Here is an 18,922-nt window from a genome sequence, read left to right on the forward strand (position 1 = left end):
CAGGAAGACCGGACGAAGCTCATCGTTGAACTAAACACATGGTGAATTCGTACCTTCTGCATCAGCTTGGGAGCGTGATTCGTGAAATTGACGGTTGAGAATGTAAGCAAGCGATATGGCAATGGCGTGCAGGCGCTGCGGGATTTTTCGCTGGAATTAGGACCGGGCGTACTGGGGCTGCTCGGGCCGAACGGCGCCGGCAAAAGCACGCTGATGAGCATCCTTGCCACGATCACGCTTCCTAGCGCTGGTCGCGTGCTGTGGGACGACGGCAAAACCAGTGTCGATACTGCGGCGCATCCGAATGTGCTGCGCAACGTACTGGGATTTTTGCCCCAGGATTTTGGCGTGTATCCGAACCTGAGCGCGCTGGAGTATCTCGAATACCTCGCGGCGATCAAAGGGATCGATGGCAAGACGGCGAAGTCGCGGATTGAAGAACTGCTGACGCTGGTGAATCTGCAGTCGGCGAAGACCCGCAAGCTGGGCGGATATTCTGGCGGTATGCGGCAGAGGGTGGGAATTGCGCAGGCTCTGTTAAACGATCCGAAATTGTTGATCGTGGATGAGCCCACGGCGGGTCTTGATCCTGAAGAGCGCGTGCGGTTCCGAAATTTGTTATCGGAGCTGTCTCACGATCGCATCGTGATCCTTTCGACGCACATTGTTTCGGACGTGGAGTTAACGGCGGACCGCATTGCGCTCGTTGCCGCGGGCCAACTGATCACCTGCCAGTCGCCGGACCAACTTCTGAACTCGCTTGATGGACGGGTGTGGGAGTGCGTGGTACCGCCGGATATGTTGGCTCAATTCAAGTCGCACCACGCGTGCAGTGGAATGGTGCGGCGTCAGGACGGCGTGCATGTGCGCGTTGTGAGCGATGAGAAGCCGTGGCACAACGCAGAGTCGGAGCCGGCGGTACTGGAGGATGCGTATCTGCATTGGGTAAACGCACCTGTCGAGGTCGCGGCATGATGGCGCACAAGGTTTGGGCAGTCGCGAAAGCCGACTTTAAGGAGCGCATGCGGCGCGCGCCGGCGTGGATGGCGATGATCGTCGGCGGCTTTCTCTGCTATCTCGCAGTTACAGGCAAAGCGACCGTGACGCTGCCGTTCGCGCGCGGCGTATGGAACAGCGCGTGGTCCGCGGGAACGATGGCAACACTGGCGGCGAACTACCTCACGCTGGTGTGCTTCTTCGTGGTGCGAAGCGCGATCCAGCGCGATGAAGAAACGGGCGCGGGAAGATTGGTCGCAGCTTCTCCGCTGTCGAACTATGCCTACCTGCTCGGAAAGGCGCTGAGCAATTTCGCAGTCGTGCTGTCCATCGGTTCAATATTCCTGCTGGCCGCGCCGGTGCTGCAATGGGTCCATCATGAGGGATATCCGTTCAACCCGTGGGAGTTCATCAATCCGTTCCTGTACATGACGGTGCCGTCAGCAGCGTTGGTGGCGGCGGTAGCGGTGTTTTTCGAGTGTCATCCGTGGCTGAAAAGAGGCATTGGCAATGTGATCTACATCTTCTTGTGGGTCGAAAGCCTCCGGGAATCGGCCGAATACGGTCGCGCGTGGACGGATGCCGTCGGTTTCTACGGTTTCATGGAGAGCGGGCGCGCCGCGGCCCTGGCGCAGGGAATCGTTCTCAAAGAGCGTGGGCTGAACATCGGTCACGCTCAATACGATCACTGGAATATCTTCACGTGGCACGGCTTCCAATTCACGGGGCAGCAGGTGCTACTGCGCTTGGAGTGGTTTGCTGTCGCAGCGGTGCTGGTGTTCGCGGCAACTTACTTCTTCAAGCGCTTTAATCCGGATGCGAAAGCAGCGTTGCGCTTCCCGGTTCCGGCGTTCCTGAAGCGTAAGAAGAAGGAAGAGACTTCCGGCAAGTGGGAGACGGAAATTGCGCGGCTGTCCGCGATTGGCGGGATGGTAGGCAAAGGGCGGTTCTTCGGAATTGTTCGAGCGGAACTGAAGCTGCTGCTGAAAAGCATTCCGAAGTTCGTGTACTTCCTCTTGGGCTTTGCCAACTTCCTGGCACTGATGCCACACGAGAAAGACGGGCCGACCGGGCCTGGGGTGTTGGCGTTCCTGTGGATCGTGCCGGTGATTGTGTGGTCGAACATGGGAGCGCGGGAGCAGGCGCCGCATGCACGGCCGTTAATCTTCAGCGCGCCGCACTCGTGCTTGCGGCAGTTGCCGGTGGAGTGGGTGGCGGGCTTCGTGATCGCACTTGGGATTTCGTTTGGCGTGGCGGTGCGGGACTTGATTGCTCGCGACTGGCAACACCTGGCGACGTGGCTGGCCGGTGCGGCATTCATCGCTTCGCTGGCGCTGGCCTGTGGCACCTGGTCGCGGGGCACGCGGCTGTTCCAAGGGCTCTATTGTGGATGGTGGTATCTCGCGATGAACAACGCGCCAAACATGGACTTCACGGGCGTGACGGGGCAGCGGCATTTCGTGGGATATGCGTTTACTGCAGCCCTGCTCTTCGCCAGCGCGTTTGCGCAGAGATGGTGGAGTACGGAGAGGGCTGCGGTGTTGCGGGTGCTGGGAGTGATACGGAAGCATCCGCAGCGGGATGCGGTGACGGCGCAGATCTGAGGCGTTTGGGTGGTGATAGGGGTCCTTCGACTCCGTCGCTTCGCGACTCCGCTCAGGATGACATATCTCAAAAATGACAAAGCACGCCACTTGGGCGTGCTTTTTGTTTGAGCTTGCGCAGAGAAATTAGCGGCCGAAGTACTTGGCGTTCTTTTCGGCGTATTCCTTCCACTTTTCCGGCAGGTCATCGAGGGCGAAGATGGCGGAGACGGGGCAGACGGGGACGCAGGCGCCGCAGTCAATGCATTCGACGGGGTCGATGTAGAGCATCGGCTCGTTAGCGTGGGCCTCCGCATCCTTCTTGGGATGGATGCAATCGACTGGGCAGGCATCCACGCATGCCGTGTCCTTCGTTCCTATGCAAGGTTCCGCGATTACGTATGCCATAACGGTGGTTCTCTCCAGGGAATTCTCAGTCAGCGGTTGAAAGAGAATTCTAGCAAACTGCGTGGGCCACTGCACAAAACCTGTGAGTGGCAGGAAAAAACTTACGGTTTGCTCTTTACTGCCGTATGGACAACTCGGGGTGCAAGATCGTCAATGGCGCGAGCGGCAGCGCCGGAATCGTCGCCGCCAGCGCGCAGCGGGATTCCGCCTTCATCCACGTGTCCGGTGCCGTCGGCGCGAGCGATGGAGTAGGCCAGGGTGGCGCGACGAGTGGCAAGTGTTCCGCCTGCAGTGATCGGGGGCGTGTGCGAGGCGGGATCTTCGTTGTGCGCGACATAGCCGAAACTTTGCTCGAAACGCGTGGTCACGATTAAGCGGCAGTTCTCGTCGTGGGCTGTATCTGCGGGATCCCCGCCTGGGATGGGCACGACGTCCAAAGTTCCTTTGGCCTTCTTGTCATGCACAATTTCGTCGATCAAGCGGGAGCGTAGGGCCTCCGGCGCGACGGCGAGGTGTGAGACGTTGCTCGGGGTCTGAATGCAGACCTTCACGGGAGCGGCTGTCTGTGCCGCAGCGGCGGCAATGAAGCAGGCAAATGCGATTAGCGATTTCATAGCTAGTCCACCGAGGGAGGCCGTTGTTTGGTTACGGCACTTACAACACGCACCGAGAGTTGACGGATGCCATCCGTGGCGGCGGAGTCTTCATCGCTGTCGGCGGGAAGAGCGATCAGGCCTTTGTCGAGTTCCGAACGGTCTCGGACCCGGATAATGCGATAACTCAATGACGCACGCTGCGTATTGGCAGTGCCGTTTTTGATTATTGGATCGAGACCGACGCCCGTGCTGGTTCCGCCAACGTAGCTCTTGTTCAATTCAAACTCAGAAAGAACGAGGAAGCGGCACTGCTGATCTTCGGCGCTAGCGCTTGCATCACGCACGTCGCTGCCGTCTACCGGAGTGGCATCCACGCGGACTTTCGCGTTCTTTTTCTGGGCGCTGGTGTTGATGAAATGAACGAGACGGTCGCGCTCCGCCCCGGGACTGATTACGAGGTGCGAGAGGTTGACAGGGGCCGCAATGCAAACGCGAATGGGAGCGTTGGCGCTCCCATTGGGTGAGTCGGATTGTGCGGCCGCAATAGATGCGACAAGAGCTACGAAAACGAGGGCACGCATGCGGCCTCCCGCAGAAATGGTACTCCCCTTCCCTACTCTGGGGCCTTCGCGTTAGACGCGAGAGTTCCCATGGAGGAAGCGAGGGTCTGGGTGGCACGCATGTTTCCGCCATAGAACCGAACGTTGCTCTCCACTTCTTTCTGGAGCACCGAGCGGCGGTCGGAGGTTTGGATATCCATTTTGACGCGAAGTTTCGTCCAGCCTTTGACCGTGGTGACCGCGCGTTGTTCTTCGTTCCCGTGAACGAAGCTAATCACGTTGGTCTTGAGGACGAGGAGCTTCGGGTACTTAGTTGCATTGGCGTCACCGCTGCGCAGGACCATCGCAAACTTATGCGAATCCTGGAGCTTCTCAATCAGGAACTCGTAGGTGGCGACGAGAAACGCTGGCGAGACGGCTGTATCACCTGGATCCAGAGGTTCAACTTGGATTGCCCAACCGGGATCGGTGGCGCGATCGGCAGCGGCCATCGGCTGAGCGGGAGAAGAAGTACTGACGTCGCCGGCAGCCGCGGCCATGGCGTCGGCCTGGCCTTTTGGCATCGCGAACACAACTCCGCGGTAGCCACCGTTTTCATCGCGGTACTCGACGGTGAGCGTATCGAACTTTTCGTGGGCGAAGAGACTAATGACACGGCCGCCTCCATACGGGACGGCAGCTTTGGCGGCGGTCATCGGGAGTCCGCCGGTTTCCTTCGTGTCCGAGCCCACCGTGACCTTCTGGAGCGAAGCCTTCGCGACCTTGTAGGTCTTCGTCTTGGTGGCGAAGCTCATGCCGTCGACGTTCGCGGAAAGGGTGCCGTGCGCGTTGTGCTTGGCCGCGGCGCCGACAATGAGCGTGACGTTGGGATTCGGATTGGGTGCCGCAGAAGTGGTTGTGTCGGCAGCAATTCCGACGGCGGTCAGAGAGGTGCACAGAGCAGCAAGCGCAAATGCGCGTCCCGCACGCAACATGGTTTGATCTCCTCAAGGAATGCAGTTGAGCGAACTACGCAAAGTTGCAGAAGGATACACCGCATTCGGTTTCGGAGTCTCTGGAAAATTAGGGCATTGCCCGGTCCCTCATGCCCAGCAGATAGAGGATGGCGTCGAGGCCGAGGGTGGAGATCGCATGCTGGGCACTTTGGCGCACTACCGGCTTGGCGCGAAAAGCAATTCCCATGCCCGCGAGGTTGAGCATTGGCAGATCGTTGGCGCCGTCGCCAACGGCAATGGCCTGGTCAAGAGTGATGCCCATCTCGGTTGCGATCTCCTGCAGCTTTTCCGCTTTGCGCTGGCCATCCATGATGGGCGGAACGATGTTGCCGGTAACGATCCCGTGGCGGATTTCGAGTTCATTGGCGTGCAGGTAATCCATGCCGAGCTTCGACTGGAGATGGAGCCCGAAAAAGGTAAAGCCGCCGGAGAGGATCGCTGTCTTGTAGCCCTGCGATTTCAGCGTGGAGATGAGGCGTTCGGCGCCGTCGGTGATGGCGACGCGGTCGAGGAGTTCGAGGACGCGGGATTCGGGGAGGCCTTTAAGCAGGCCGACGCGGCGGGTGAAGCTCTGCTTGAAGTCGAGTTCGCCGCGCATGGCGGCTTCGGTCACGCGTGAGACTTCCTCACCGACTCCCTGCATCTTCGCAAGCTCATCGATGATTTCGGCCTGGATCAAGGTCGAGTCCATGTCGAAGGCGATGAGGCGACGACTGCGTCCGTACTGCGACTCCTGTTGGATCGCGATGTCCACGCCGGTTTCCTGAGCGAGTTTCAGAAAACTAGCTCGCAACTTGTCAGGTTCGGACTTCTGTCCGCTGATGTGGAACTGCACACAGGCGCGGCCGCTTTCGGCGAGCGATTCACGCGACGAGAGTCGTTCTATGCGGTCGATATTGAGCGCCCCATTTGCAATCGCGGCAGAAACATCCGCCAGGTGCTGCGCAGTGAGAGCCGACGCGATGACGGTGACCACAAACCGTTGCTTACTGGCACGGCCAAGCCAGCTCTGCCATTCCTGTTCTGTAACGTCGGTGAAATGAGCAGCTACCTCGAATTGGGTAGCCTTGCGCAAGATGTCTTCCTCGAGTGCTAACGACTTGTCCGGCGCGTCGATGAGCAGGCCGAGCGCAAGCGTGTCGTGCACCACGGCCTGGCCGATATCGAGAATGCGCGCACCGTGGGCGGCGAGGATCGAGGTAAGCGACTGCGTCAGCCCCGGTCGGTCGTGACCGGAGACACTCAACAGGAGGATTTGGCCCATGGATTGAGCTTACACCGGAGCAGCCGAATCCCGGAACTCCGGTTGCGGCGGATACAACGTAACGCGGCAGGGCTCATCCAACTTGTGAGTAGTTTACGAATCCGGAGCGGCTGCCGACGCGCTCCCTGGGAAGCCGACATTGTTGATGGGTATGCGGAGAAGACTCTGGGGATTGATGCGCGGACGTGTCGCTGGTGCAGTGCTGTTCCTTGCTTGCTTGTGTGCGACGAGAATGTGGGCACAGGGATCGGCTGACCCCGGCACCCAGATCATGCAGTCGTATGAGGGCCAGAATGTTTCCGTGGTAGAGATCGCAGGCCAGCCTGACATTGATACCAGCAAATATGAGTCCGTGCTGAAACAGCATCAGGGACAGCCGTTCTCGATGGAAAAGGTCGCTGCAACAGTCGAGGCTTTGAAAAAGACCGGCGACTTTAAGGACGTGATTCTCGACCTGAGGCCGGAGACCTCAGGTGTGCACGTGATGTTCATTGCGCAGCCGGCGTATTACATCGCTCTCTATGACTTCCCCGGTGCGCTAAAGAACTTTCCTTATTCCCGGCTTATCCAGGTGGCGAACTACCAGTCACAGGAACCGTATTCAAAATTAGATATTGAGACAGCGCAGAAATCGCTGGAGAAATTCTTCCACCAGGTTGGGTTCTTTGAGGCCACGGTACAGCCCGAAATCCGCTTGAATAAAGAGCATGGAATCGTCAACGTTGATTTCACTACGACGCTGAAACGTCACGCCAAATTTGGAGAAGTTAAAATCGAGGGAGCCACGCTACAAGACACTGCCTTTCTCCAAGGCAAAGTTCGCGGATTCATGGCGCGCACGCGCGGGGCACAGATCAGACCGGGCAAGCCGTATTCAAGCCGAAAGATCCAGCTTGCAACGAACTATTTGCAAGGAGCGCTGGCGAAACAACAACATCTTGGGGCGGATGTGAAGTTTGTTACGGCAGAATATGATCCGGCAACCAACGTCGCGAATGTCGTCTTCCACGTGAAGGTCGGGCCAAAAGTTGAGGTGGACATTGTCGGAGCGCATTTGTGGCCGTGGACGAGGAAGAAGCTCATCCCGATCTATATTGAGGGTTCTATTGATGAGGACCTGATCGAAGAGGGTGAACGGAATCTGCACTCGTATTTCCAATCAAAGGGCTTTTACGACGCGGTCGTAAAAACGGATGTGAAGCAGAACGCGGAACTCACGACGATCAGTTACACCATCACCAAGAATGAAAAGCATAAAGTGGAACGCCTCGATGTTGAGGGAAACAATTCGATCTCCTCAAAAGACCTGCTGAACAACTCCCAAGTGGAGAAGGCGCACTTCTACAGCCATGGAAAATTCAGCGAGGATCTGGTGCGGAAGTCCTCCGCCAGCCTGCGCGCTGTGTATCTGAACGCCGGTTACAGCAAGGCGAAGGTCACGCCACGGGTGACGCGCGATCGCGGCAACATCGTGGTGACGTACGTGGTGGAAGAGGGACCACGGGATTACGTTGCCGAGCTGCACATTGTTGGTAACGATACGGTGCCGATGGAGCAGCTTTCCCCCAAGGGACTACAGCTTGGCGTGAACCGTCCATACTCGCCGCTCTTTGAGCAGCAGGACCGCAACAATATCGCCGCGCATTACCTGACGAACGGCTATCTCACGGCGGGTGTGACTTCGAAAGCCGTACCGGTGAGCAAGTCCGATCCGCATCATTTGATCGTGACCTACAAAATTCATGAGGGTCCGAAGGTCACGACGGCACGGATCATTACGGTAGGAAAACAGCAGACAAAGCAGGAGATCGTGGACCGTGCTTCTGTCGTGAAGGTCGGCGTGCCGCTCAGCGAAGCAGACCTGCTTTCTTCCGAGAGCCGCTTGTATGCGATGGGAATCTTCGACTGGGCGCAGGTGGACCCGAAACGCGGAATCACGAGCCAGAACCAGGAAGAGGTACTGATCAAAGTCCACGAGACCAAGCGGAACACGATTACGTACGGCTTCGGATTTGAGGTGATCAACCGCGGCGGCAGCGTGCCGGGAGGAACGGTGAGCGTTCCGGGCATTCCGCCGGTTGGCCTGCCGCAGGGGTTCCGGACCAGCGAATCTACGTTCTGGGGTCCGCGGGGAACGTTTTCCTATACGCGTCGCAACGTGCGCGGCCTCGCTGAGAGTTACACGTTGGGGGCGTTTGCCGGACGCCTGGACCAGCGAGTGTTCGGCAACTACACGATTCCCTACCTCCTCGCGTCGAGTTGGAGCGGAGCGTTCCAAGTCTCGGGCGAACACGATGCGACAAACCCAGTCTTCAGCGCCCTCAATGGTGCAGCGGGGTTCCAGGTCCAACGCTACCTCGACGCCAAGCAAACGAAGCAACTCTTCTTTCGATACAAGTTTCAGTACACCGACTTGAGCAACATCTTCCCGGGCTTCGAAATCCTGGTTCCGGAGGAAGACCGCCGGGTGCGGCTCTCGACACTATCCACTTCATTTGTGCGCGACACGCGCGACAACATACTGGACGCGCACAAGGGCACATATGGCACGGTAGACCTCGGAATTACACCGCAGGCGCTGGGATCGAGCGAAACGTTCGCGCGCTTCCTTGGTCAATTCGCATTTTACAAACAGATTCCGCACGGAATTATCTGGGCCAACAGCTTCCGCTTGGGGATAGAGACGCCGTTTGGCGGCAGTCATGTTCCGACGAGCGAACTATTCTTCAGCGGCGGCGGCAGCACACTGCGCGGCTTCCCGCTGAACGGTGCTGGTCCGCAGCAGTACACGACGGTATGCGGCGACCCGAACGACACGTCCACCTGCGGCCCGATTACGGTGCCGACGGGCGGTAAGCAGCTGATCATCGTGAATTCGGAACTGCGGATTCCGCTCAACCAGCTCTACAAGGGGCTGGGAATCGTGCCCTTTTATGACGGCGGAAACGTCTATAAGCACGTAGGGTTCAGTAGTTTTTCTACCAACTGCAATGCGGCCGCTACGACTAGCACCGGCAGCAATGGACAAACCGTTACGCTGGTGGAACCCTCGTGTTTCACCAGTTCGATTGGATTGGGAGTGCGCTACAACACGCCGATTGGACCGGTACGACTGGATGTTGGCCACAACTTGAACCACATAACTGGAATCAAATCGACCCAGGTATTCATCACCTTGGGACAGGCATTCTGAGCGGCTCTGGCCTGCCGCGGAGCTCGTGAGGTACTTGTGGCTCGTTGGAAAAAAGTCGTGGGCTGGGGCGCCGTGGCGGTGCTCTCACTGGTGTTGCTGGCGATTGTCGGCACGGCCGTTCTGCTGCATTCGGAAAAATTCCACCGGTATGTAATCGTCAGGGTTCAGACAGAAGCGAGCGACTCGCTGAACGCGCAGGTTACGCTGCGCGACTTCAAGCTGAACCTCTCGACGCTCACGCTCGATCTCTACGATCTCAACCTGCATAGCAGCGAGAGCGATCCGAACGCGCCGCTGTTACATGTGGACCACGCCGGCGCGAGCGTGAAGATCATCTCCATGCTGAAGCGGCAGTGGAACCTGAGCGACATCCAGGTGGACCACCCGGTGATCCATCTGTACGTGGACAAGAACGGCAACAACAATCTTCCAAAGCCGAAGACCTCGAACGGCAACAGCAATACGAATATTTTCGACCTTGCGATTCGGCGCGCGGCACTGACAAACGGCGAGATTTATTACAACGATCGCCGCAGCGAACTCGACGCGAATCTCCTGGACGTGACGTTCCAGTCGTCGTATGACGCCGCAAATGGTGGACGGTATTACGGCAGTCTCGGCTACAAGCAAGGCAATCTGCACTTTGGCGATTACTCGCCGGTGCAGCACGATCTCTCCGCGAGTTTCGATGCCGATCGGAATGGAATAAAGCTTGATCCGGTGAACTTCGCGATCGGCGAGTCGAAGGTCCTGCTGCACGCGACGATGCAGAACTATACGCAGCCGGTAGTAACGGCAGCCTATGATGCGTCGCTCGATGCAACCCAGTTCCGCAAGATCCTGAAAAATGCTTCGATTCCCGTAGGTACAGTCCGTCTCGCGGGGAATGCGATTTACCACCAGGACCCGAATAAACCGGCACTGCAAACCGTGAATGTAGATGGCACGATCGCGAGCCGTTCCCTACTGGTGAACCAGCCAGGGCTGCGCGCCGATATTCGCGCCATCGATGGCCACTACAAAATCGCGGACGGCAACGCGGAGTTGTCGTCCTTCCGCGCTAGCATTTTCGGCGGCGAGATCAACGCAATCGCCAAGGTGACCGACCTTGCCGGAGCCGGCAATGGAAAACTCCACGCCGTGGCGAAGAATATCTCCGCCGCAGATCTGAAGACACTAGCGAACGCGGCTGCGATCAAGAATGTAAACGTTGATGGGAAATTGAATGCTTCGGCGGATGCGACCTGGTCAGGCAGCATGAGGCATTTGCAGGCAAACAGTGATGCAGATCTGGCGGCCAACATCACGAATCAAAACAATGGTGGTGCGCAGATGCCGGTGAATGCGGTGATCCACGCGAAATACGCGGGTGACTCGCAGACCATCGCCCTGAAGGAAAGCTTCGTCAAGACGCCGCAGACGACGCTGAACCTCGATGGCACGATGTCAAAGCACTCGAATTTGAACATCCAGCTTCACTCGAATGACCTGGCTGAAGTCGATACGTTGGCCCCGTTGTTCAGTACGCCCAAGCCGGGCGAGTCCGCGCCGCCACCGCTGGGGCTGCATGGCACGCTGAGCTTCAACGGCGAATTGCACGGGACCACCGCCGATCCGCAACTGAGTGGGCAGGTCGCAGGTGACAACCTCGCCGTCAAAGGAACGTCGTGGAAGCAACTGCGAACAAACGTGGCGCTCAGTCCGAGCGGCGCGGCCCTGCGCAATGGTTCGCTGGTGCCGGCGTCGAAGGGGCGGATCACGTTCGATGTAAGCGTTGGGTTGAAGAAATGGGCCTATGAACCGTCGAACCCGATCAACGTTGTTTTGAACGCGAACCAGCTTTCGTTGCAGGATGTCGAGAAGGCGGCAAACCAGAATGTCCCAGCGACAGGCACACTCAGCCTGAACGTAAATGTGCACGGATCGCAGTTGAATCCGATTGGCAATGGAACGCTGTCGCTGGTGAACGCGAAAATCCAGCAGGAACCCGTGCAGTCGGTGAATGTTAAGTTCAACGGTACCGGCGAGGTGGTTCACGCGAACCTTGAAGTTCGGATTCCGGCGGGCACGACGACAGGAACACTGGTGTATTACCCGAAGCAGCAGGGCTACGAAGCTACGCTGCGCACCGCAAATTTGCAACTTGGACAGATACAGACGCTCAAGGCGAAGAACCTGAACATCGCTGGAGCACTGAATATCGACGTTCATGGCAAAGGCACGGTTCAGGACCCGCAACTGCAGGCTTCGATCACCATCCCGCAGTTACAGGTGCAGAACCAGCAAGTCAAGGGCATCACGCTGAACGCAAACGTCGCGAACCACGTTGGCACATTCAACCTGAACAGCGAATTGCAGAACACGTCCGTGAAGGCGCAGGGCCATGTGAACCTGACCGGCGACTATGTGGCGGATGCAAGCCTCGATACTGCAAACATTCCTCTGAAGCCGATCTTCGCCGTATACCTGCCCGAACAGGCCGCGGACATGAACGGCGAGACGGAGTTTCACGCCACGGTACGCGGGCCGCTGAAACGGACGAAGGACCTCGAAGCGCACGCGACGATTCCGGTTCTTAAATTGACATACAAGGACCTGCAAATAGGCGCAGCGCAGCCGATCAAGTTCGACTACACCAACCATGTCCTGACGGTTGAGAACTCGCAGATTAAAGGAACAGATACCGATTTGCGTTTTGGCGGACGCATTCCGCTCAATTCGAACGAAGCCGCAACATTAAACGCGACTGGCAGCGTGAACCTGCAACTCGCGCAGATGTTTATGCCCGACGTGAAGAGCAGTGGACAAATCAAGTTCGACATCAACAGCGCGGGAAGTCTCGCAGACCCAGATGTCCACGGCAAAATCGAGATTGTGGATGCGGACTTCTTTCCGGCAGATTCGCCAGTTGGTCTCGACGGCGGCAACGGTGTGCTGACGCTCACCCGCGATCGCCTCCAGGTCACCAGTTTCAAGGGAACGCTAGGCGGAGGAGATATCACTGCGTCGGGAGCGGTGATCTATAAGCCGTCGTTGCAATTCAATTTGGCTCTCGCCACGAGCGACGCGCATTTACTGTACCAAGACAGCATCCGTGTCGGCGCCAACAGCCAACTGGCTCTCACCGGTAATCTCGACGACGCCTACCTGCGCGGGCAGGTTTCGCTCACGCGACTATCGTTCACACCCGACTTCGACTTGATCTCGTTCGCCAGTTCGTTCGCCGGAGGAACGGCTTCGGCCCCGTCAGGCGGCTTCGCGCAGAACCTGCATCTCGCGATTACGGTGCAATCAACGTCGCAGCTCAACCTTGTAAGCCGCGGTATGACGATCCAAGGCAATGCGAATTTGCGCGTGGTCGGGACGGCGGACAATCCCGTGATCCTCGGCCGCGCGGCCATCACCGGCGGCGACTTGATCTTCAACGGGAACCGCTACCTGCTTCAGAACAGTACGATCGAGTTCGTGAATCCGGTACAGACCGAGCCGGTGGTGAATCTGGCCGCGAGCACCACGATCAGCCAGTACAACATTGATTTGCGTTTCCATGGCCCCGTAAGCCAGTTGCAGACGACCTATAACTCCGATCCTGCTCTACCGCCCGTGGACATTATCAATCTCATCGCGCGCGGCCAAACCACGGAAGCCGCGGGACAAAACTCGAATTCCGCGAGCGTAAGCGCGCAATCGGCGATTGCCTCGGCGCTCTCAGGCCAGGTTACGAATCGAGTGGCAAAGATCGCGGGCATCTCACAGCTAACAATTGACCCAGGGCTGGGTGGTGGATCTGGTTCGACGAACAGTCCGCGCATTGCGGTGCAGCAGCGTGTAACCAGCAATATGTACGTTACGTTCGCGACCGATCTCACCGGGACGCAGAGCTCGCAAATCCAGGTGGAGTACCGGCTGTCACCGAAGTGGTCGGTAAGCGGCACCCGTGACCAGAACGGCGGCGTAGGCTTCGAAGCGAAGGCGAAAAAGGATTTTTAGCCTCGTGCAGTAGAAACAAAGGGGTAGCTGCGGCTGCCTCTTCCTGTTTGGCTGGCCACTTTTTGCGACGAAGCGAGCCGCCACTCATCGAAACATATAGGACAGGACATCCTCGGTCCTGGATCGCTCAGCCTGGAGAAATCCCTATGTCCGTCAATCTTTTGATCGCGTTTTATTCCCGTGGAGGCGTTACCGAAACACTCGCGCTCGGTGCTGCCGAAGGCGCAAGAGCCGCTGGCGCTGAAGTTAGACTGCGTAGAGTTCACGACATCGTTTCCGAAGAGATCAAAGCGAAAGTATCGGGCTGGAAGGAACATTCTGAGCGCATGATCGCAACCTACGGACCGCCGACCGTCGAGGATGCGGTATGGGCAGATGGCATCCTCTTTGGCACGCCAACCCGCTTCGGAAATGTTTCAGCAGAGTTAAAAGCGTTTATCGATTCACTCGGTGGAATCTGGGTGAAAGGTGCCCTAAATGGCAAGGCGGGCGGGGTTTTCGGGTCATCCGGAACGATTCACGGCGGCAACGAATCCACTCTGCTTTCGTTGTATCATCCTCTGGCTCACTTGGGGTTCATCATTGTACCGACCGGATATGCCGATCCTTCCCTGTTCAAGGCAGGTAGCCCATACGGTGCGACCAGCGTGTCGTACAACAAGGACGCACCTCCGACCGAAGATGACCTCGCTGTGGCGCGCTTCCAGGGACGTCGGACGGTGGAAGTTGCGGCGGCCCTGAAATCAGCAAAGCAGTCGTAACGTTCTGCTCGCAAATGAATCTCAAGATCAACCTCGCTCGGAGTGGATGTGGACGATCACATTGAGGAGAAAGTGGCATTCGGTGCTCCGGGCATGGAACCCCGCTGGACGCGTGGCGCGAAGGACGCTGTCGGCACAGCCTATTCCACGTCGAGCAAAGTCTGGTACACACTCGCCGGCGGATGCATTACCGAGATTTACTACCCTACGATTGATACCCCTCAAGTACGCGATGTGCAATTCCTCGTAAGCGACGGGGAAACCTTTTGCGACGAAGAGCGCCGCCACATGTGTGCTGACATCGACCATGTGGCCGAAGCAGCCTTGGGATACGACGTAGTCAGCCGCGATCGGAGTGGCCGGTACACGCTAAAGAAGACCGTCCTCGGTGATCCGCACCAAAACTGCCTGCTGGTGCGAACCGAACTCCTGCCCAGCCCGCAATTCAAGGACAAACTCCGACTTTTTGTGCTGGCCGCACCGCATATGGGAATTGGCGGGTGGCATAACAATGCTGAAGTCCACGAATTTAAAGGACGCCGCTTTCTGGTTGCGCACAAAGACGGATTCTGGATGGCAATCGGTGCGACGATTCCTTTTCTCAAGTGCTCGGTTGGCTATGTGGGCGCGAGCGATGGCTGGACCGACATCAAAGACGACTATGCGATGGACTGGGAGTTTGAGTCGGCTCCCGACGGCAATGTGGCAATGACCGGTCAGTTCGATTTGAGCCACGGCACCGAGTTCACAATGGGCATCGCCTTCGGACGCACACTGCATTCAGCGGTGACGTCTCTCATCAACTCTATCTGTGCGCCGTTTGACCGGGTTCTGACGAATTTCATTACCCAGTGGGCTCGTACTGCTAAGCGCTTCGACCTGATCAAGAACGGATTGAAGCCGCATAACGCGCACCTCTTCGAACATAGCGTGAACCTGCTGCTGGCGAGCGAAGATAAGACCTATCCCGGCGCGATGATCGCGTCTCCCGCAATTCCGTGGGGCGAAGACAAAGGCGACGACGAACTCGGCGGGTATCACCTGGTGTGGACGCGCGACATGGTCAACTCCGCGTCGGCACTGCTCGCCGTAGGGGACCTCGGAACACCGCTCCGGGCGTTAATTTACCTGGCGGTTTCCCAACGCGATGACGGCGGTTTCTACCAGAATTTCTGGATCAACGGCGATCCGTACTGGCATGGTGTGCAACTCGACGAGGTCTCTTTTCCCATCGTGCTCGCCTGGCGCTTGTGGAAGGCGAACGCGCTGAACCAGTTCGATCCGTATCCACTCGTAAAGCGGGCAGCGGGCTATGTTATTCGCGAGGGACCCTATTCTCCGCAGGAGCGCTGGGAAGAGGCGGGCGGGTATTCTCCTTCGACCTTAGCGATCAGCATCGCCGCTCTGGTTTGCGCGGCAGATTTCATGAGCGCGCGCGGTGAACCCGAACTGGCCACATTCGTTTTGCAGTATGCCGACTTCCTCGAGCAGCACGTCGAACGCTGGACGGTGACCACCGAAGGATCGCTGTTGCCCGGAATCCCGACGCATTACATACGGATCAATCCGGCAAACTTGGCCAATGGCTTCATTGACGAGAACCCGAATACCGGCACGCTGCGAATGGCCAACCAGGAACCGGGCACCCAGTACGACTATCCGTCGAAAGATGTGGTGGATGCCGGTTTCCTGGAGCTGGTGCGCTACGGCATTCGCGCAGCGGGTTCGAGGCTGATGGAAGACTCTCTGCGGGTGATCGACGCAGTCCTGAAGGTTGACACGCCACAAGGCCCGGCCTGGCACCGCTACAACCATGACGGCTTCGGCCAGCGCGACGATGGCGGATCGTACAACTACTGGGGTGTCGGGCGTGTGTGGCCCTTGCTGACCGGTGAACGTGGACATTACGAGCTCGCCGCGGGACGCGATGCCGAGCTCTACCACGACACCATGGCCAACTTCAGTCACGGCGTCGGGCTTCTCCCCGAACAGGTTTGGGATTCTCCCAGCCTGCCGAAGAAACACATCGAGTTCGGTGGACCAACCGGAGCGGCCATTCCGCTCATGTGGGCGCACGCCGAGTACCTGAAGCTTTCACGCTCCATTGAGGACGGACGCGTCTTCGACCTTATAGAACCAGTATCCGACCGCTATCAATCGGCATCGTATAACCCAGAACCCTTAGAAATCTGGAAACTCAACCGCCAAATTCGGTCGGTTCCAGCCAATACCAAAGTCCGACTTCTAGCAAGTGCTCCTTTTCAATTACATTGGAGTGCTGAGAATTGGGCGACTGTAAACGACAGTCCGTCCACCAAGACTGACCTGGGAGTCCACTACGTAGATGTCGTGATCGCGGGCGATCCGCACGATCCGCTCCGCTTCACCTTCTACTGGACCGCCGAGAGCCGATGGGAAGGCAAAGATTACGAACTAGCAGTGGAGGCCCGCCCCGTGGAAGCGGGCAGAAAGGCAGCACACGGTGTCCAGTGAACCAGCCGTAAAAGAGGAACAGAAAATAGCAGCCGAACCAAAGCGCGGTCCCGAGGGCGGCGTTAGCGAAAAGCAGGAAGACCTGCTCGCGATCAACACGATCCGCACCCTCTCGATGGACGCGGTGCAGAAGGCGAACAGCGGGCACCCCGGAACGCCGATGGCGCTCGCTCCGGTGGCCTATACGCTGTGGTCGCGCTTCCTGCGCTTCAATCCGAAGAACCCGCATTGGGCCAACCGTGATCGCTTCGTTCTGTCCAACGGCCACGCCTCCATGCTGCTGTATTCCCTGCTGCATCTCTTCGGATACGGCCTCTCGCTCGATGAATTGAAGAACTTCCGCCAGTGGGATTCGAAGACTCCCGGCCACCCCGAGTACCGCCTTACAGAAGGCGTCGAGACCACGACTGGTCCTCTCGGCCAGGGCGTCGCGAACTCCGTCGGAATGGCGATCTCTGAACGCTGGCTGGATTCGCACTTCAACAAGGGCGACCAGAAGATTGTGGACTATCGTATTTACGCCATCTGTGGCGATGGCGATCTGATGGAAGGCGTTTCGCAGGAAGCCGCTTCGATTGCTGGCCACCTCGGGCTCTCAAACTTGCTCTGGATTTATGACAACAACCAGATCACGATTGAGGGCAATACCTCACTCGCATTCAGCGACGATGTGGGCACTCGATTCCTCAGCTATCACTGGAATGTTCTCCGTGTAAGTGACGCAAACGACGTGGAATCCATCGATCGAGCGATTCGCACCGCTCAGAAGGAAACCGAACGCCCGACGCTGATCATTCTCGACAGCCACATTGCCTGGGGCGCTCCGAATAAGCAGGATACCGCCGCCGCTCACGGCGAACCGCTCGGCGAAGACGAGATCAAACTGGCGAAGAAAGCCTACGGCTGGCCAGAGGACGCGAAGTTCCTCGTGCCGCAAGAGGTCTATGACCACCTGAAGCCATATGCCGACCGCGGCAAAAAGCTGGAAGGCGATTGGAACGACAAGCTGAACAGCTATCGTTCGGCTAACGCCGACCTCGCGAAGGAATGGGACACGCTCCACGCCGGCAAACTGCCCGACGGTTGGGACAAGGACATCCCGGTGTTCCCCGCCGACGCCAAAGGCATGGCGACCCGCGAATCGAACGGCAAAGTGCTGAATGCCATCGCGAAAAATCTTCCGTGGTTAATAGGCGGTGCAGCCGACCTGGCACCTTCAACCAAAACTTTAATCAATGGCGCTAAGGGATTTGAAAAAGGCTCGTATGATGGCCGCAACTTCCACTTCGGTATCCGCGAGCACGCCATGGGTTCCATCCTGAATGGAATGGCACTCTCAGGGCTGCGGCCGTACGGCGCCACCTTCCTGATCTTCACCGACTACATGAAGCCACCGGTTCGTCTCTCGGCGCTCATGGAACTGCCGGTGATCTTCCTTTACACCCACGACTCCATCGGTCTGGGTGAGGACGGCCCGACGCATCAACCGATCGAGCAGATGCTCGGCCTGCGTTCGGTGCCCCGACTCATTGATTTCCGTCCCGGCGATGCGAATGAGGTTGCTGTCGCCTGGAAGACGATTCTCCAGTTGCACAACACACCGGTGGCAATGGCGCTCAGCCGCCAGGGCATGCCGACCTTCGACCGCACCAAATATGCCAGCGCCGACGGCGTCGCCAAGGGTGGCTACGTGCTGGCCGACAGTGAGAATCCCGAGCTGATCCTGATTGGCACGGGTTCCGAAGTTCAGCTCTGCGTGAGCGCGTATGAGGAACTAAAGAAGGAAGGCGTTCGCGCTCGAGTGGTGAGTTTGCCGTCGTGGAAGCTCTTCCAGCAGCAATCGCAGGAGTATCGCGACTCGGTACTGCCGCCGGCGGTTCGGGCGCGCGTTGCCGTGGAAGCCGGTACCGATCTCGGCTGGCGCGAGCACGTTGGCATCGATGGCGAGATCATCGCGCGCTCCGACTTCGGCGCCTCGGCTCCCATCAAGGATTTGTTCAAGCATTTCGGCTTTACGGTTGAAAACGTGGTGGCGAAATCGAAAGTGACGCTTGATCGCGTCCGCCAGGGCGGAAAGAAGTAG

At 58.0% G+C, this 18,922-nt stretch carries 12 protein-coding genes; 7 read left to right on the top strand and 5 right to left on the bottom strand.

Annotation, left to right across the window (positions count from 1 at the left end; translation table 11 throughout):
• The first annotated feature begins 81 nt into the window (after nucleotides 1-81).
• Nucleotides 82-975 (top strand): ABC transporter ATP-binding protein, encoded by an 894-nt coding sequence (locus ACID345_RS14430; RefSeq protein WP_011523599.1) that lies wholly within the window; start codon nucleotides 82-84, stop codon nucleotides 973-975.
• Nucleotides 972-2,600, top strand: a complete 1,629-nt coding sequence (locus tag ACID345_RS14435) for an ABC transporter permease (RefSeq protein ID WP_011523600.1) — start codon at nucleotides 972-974, stop codon at nucleotides 2,598-2,600. The genes ACID345_RS14430 and ACID345_RS14435 overlap by 4 nt, the downstream gene beginning before the upstream one ends.
• A gap of 126 nt (nucleotides 2,601-2,726) precedes the next feature.
• On the opposite strand, the gene ACID345_RS14440 is transcribed toward ACID345_RS14435, so the two are convergent.
• The 5 genes from ACID345_RS14440 to serB form a co-directional block, all read right to left on the bottom strand.
• A complete protein-coding gene (locus tag ACID345_RS14440; RefSeq protein WP_011523601.1) occupies nucleotides 2,727-2,987 on the bottom strand; it encodes a 4Fe-4S dicluster domain-containing protein in 261 nt (86 codons plus the stop codon).
• Nucleotides 2,988-3,088: 101 nt separating this feature from the next.
• Entirely contained in the window at nucleotides 3,089-3,601 is a 513-nt protein-coding gene (locus ACID345_RS14445) for a hypothetical protein (RefSeq protein ID WP_011523602.1), read from the bottom strand.
• A gap of 2 nt (nucleotides 3,602-3,603) precedes the next feature.
• Nucleotides 3,604-4,164, bottom strand: a complete 561-nt coding sequence (locus ACID345_RS14450) for a hypothetical protein (RefSeq protein ID WP_011523603.1) — start codon at nucleotides 4,162-4,164, stop codon at nucleotides 3,604-3,606.
• A gap of 32 nt (nucleotides 4,165-4,196) precedes the next feature.
• Complete coding sequence (locus tag ACID345_RS14455) at nucleotides 4,197-5,117, bottom strand: hypothetical protein (protein ID WP_011523604.1); 921 nt, start codon at nucleotides 5,115-5,117, stop codon at nucleotides 4,197-4,199.
• A gap of 88 nt (nucleotides 5,118-5,205) precedes the next feature.
• On the bottom strand, nucleotides 5,206-6,402 hold the full coding sequence (serB, locus tag ACID345_RS14460) for a phosphoserine phosphatase SerB (RefSeq protein ID WP_011523605.1): 1,197 nt from the start codon (nucleotides 6,400-6,402) through the stop codon (nucleotides 5,206-5,208).
• A gap of 175 nt (nucleotides 6,403-6,577) precedes the next feature.
• Between serB and ACID345_RS14465 the strand changes: the two genes are divergently transcribed.
• From ACID345_RS14465 to tkt, 5 genes are all read left to right on the top strand, one after another.
• Nucleotides 6,578-9,595: an outer membrane protein assembly factor gene (locus tag ACID345_RS14465; RefSeq protein ID WP_011523606.1), complete on the top strand. Its 3,018-nt coding sequence runs from the start codon at nucleotides 6,578-6,580 to the stop codon at nucleotides 9,593-9,595.
• Between the two features lie 36 nt (nucleotides 9,596-9,631).
• On the top strand, nucleotides 9,632-13,585 hold the full coding sequence (locus tag ACID345_RS14470) for a translocation/assembly module TamB domain-containing protein (RefSeq protein WP_011523607.1): 3,954 nt from the start codon (nucleotides 9,632-9,634) through the stop codon (nucleotides 13,583-13,585).
• A gap of 146 nt (nucleotides 13,586-13,731) precedes the next feature.
• Nucleotides 13,732-14,346, top strand: a complete 615-nt coding sequence (wrbA, locus tag ACID345_RS14475; protein WP_011523608.1) for an NAD(P)H:quinone oxidoreductase — start codon at nucleotides 13,732-13,734, stop codon at nucleotides 14,344-14,346.
• A gap of 48 nt (nucleotides 14,347-14,394) precedes the next feature.
• Nucleotides 14,395-16,839, top strand: a complete 2,445-nt coding sequence (locus ACID345_RS14480; RefSeq protein WP_011523609.1) for a glycoside hydrolase family 15 protein — start codon at nucleotides 14,395-14,397, stop codon at nucleotides 16,837-16,839.
• The gene (gene tkt / locus ACID345_RS14485) at nucleotides 16,829-18,922 is read left to right on the top strand and encodes a transketolase (protein ID WP_011523610.1); all 2,094 of its coding nucleotides are present in this window, start codon (nucleotides 16,829-16,831) and stop codon (nucleotides 18,920-18,922) included. Before ACID345_RS14480 ends, tkt begins: the two co-directional genes overlap by 11 nt.

Origin of the sequence: Candidatus Koribacter versatilis Ellin345 (assembly GCF_000014005.1) — a bacterium.
Classification (GTDB): Bacteria; Acidobacteriota; Terriglobia; order Terriglobales; family Acidobacteriaceae; genus Korobacter; species Korobacter versatilis_A.

Excerpts from the sequence above, each read along its gene's own strand:
- ACID345_RS14435 (WP_011523600.1), top strand. The coding sequence starts at position 972 with ATGATGGCGCACAAGGTTTGGGCAGTCGCGAAAGCCGACTTTAAGGAG.
- ACID345_RS14440 (WP_011523601.1), bottom strand. The coding sequence starts at position 2,987 with ATGGCATACGTAATCGCGGAACCTTGCATAGGAACGAAGGACACGGCA.
- ACID345_RS14445 (WP_011523602.1), bottom strand. The coding sequence starts at position 3,601 with ATGAAATCGCTAATCGCATTTGCCTGCTTCATTGCCGCCGCTGCGGCA.
- ACID345_RS14450 (WP_011523603.1), bottom strand. The coding sequence starts at position 4,164 with ATGCGTGCCCTCGTTTTCGTAGCTCTTGTCGCATCTATTGCGGCCGCA.
- ACID345_RS14455 (WP_011523604.1), bottom strand. The coding sequence starts at position 5,117 with ATGTTGCGTGCGGGACGCGCATTTGCGCTTGCTGCTCTGTGCACCTCT.
- serB (WP_011523605.1), bottom strand. The coding sequence starts at position 6,402 with ATGGGCCAAATCCTCCTGTTGAGTGTCTCCGGTCACGACCGACCGGGG.
- ACID345_RS14465 (WP_011523606.1), top strand. The coding sequence starts at position 6,578 with ATGCGCGGACGTGTCGCTGGTGCAGTGCTGTTCCTTGCTTGCTTGTGT.
- wrbA (WP_011523608.1), top strand. The coding sequence starts at position 13,732 with ATGTCCGTCAATCTTTTGATCGCGTTTTATTCCCGTGGAGGCGTTACC.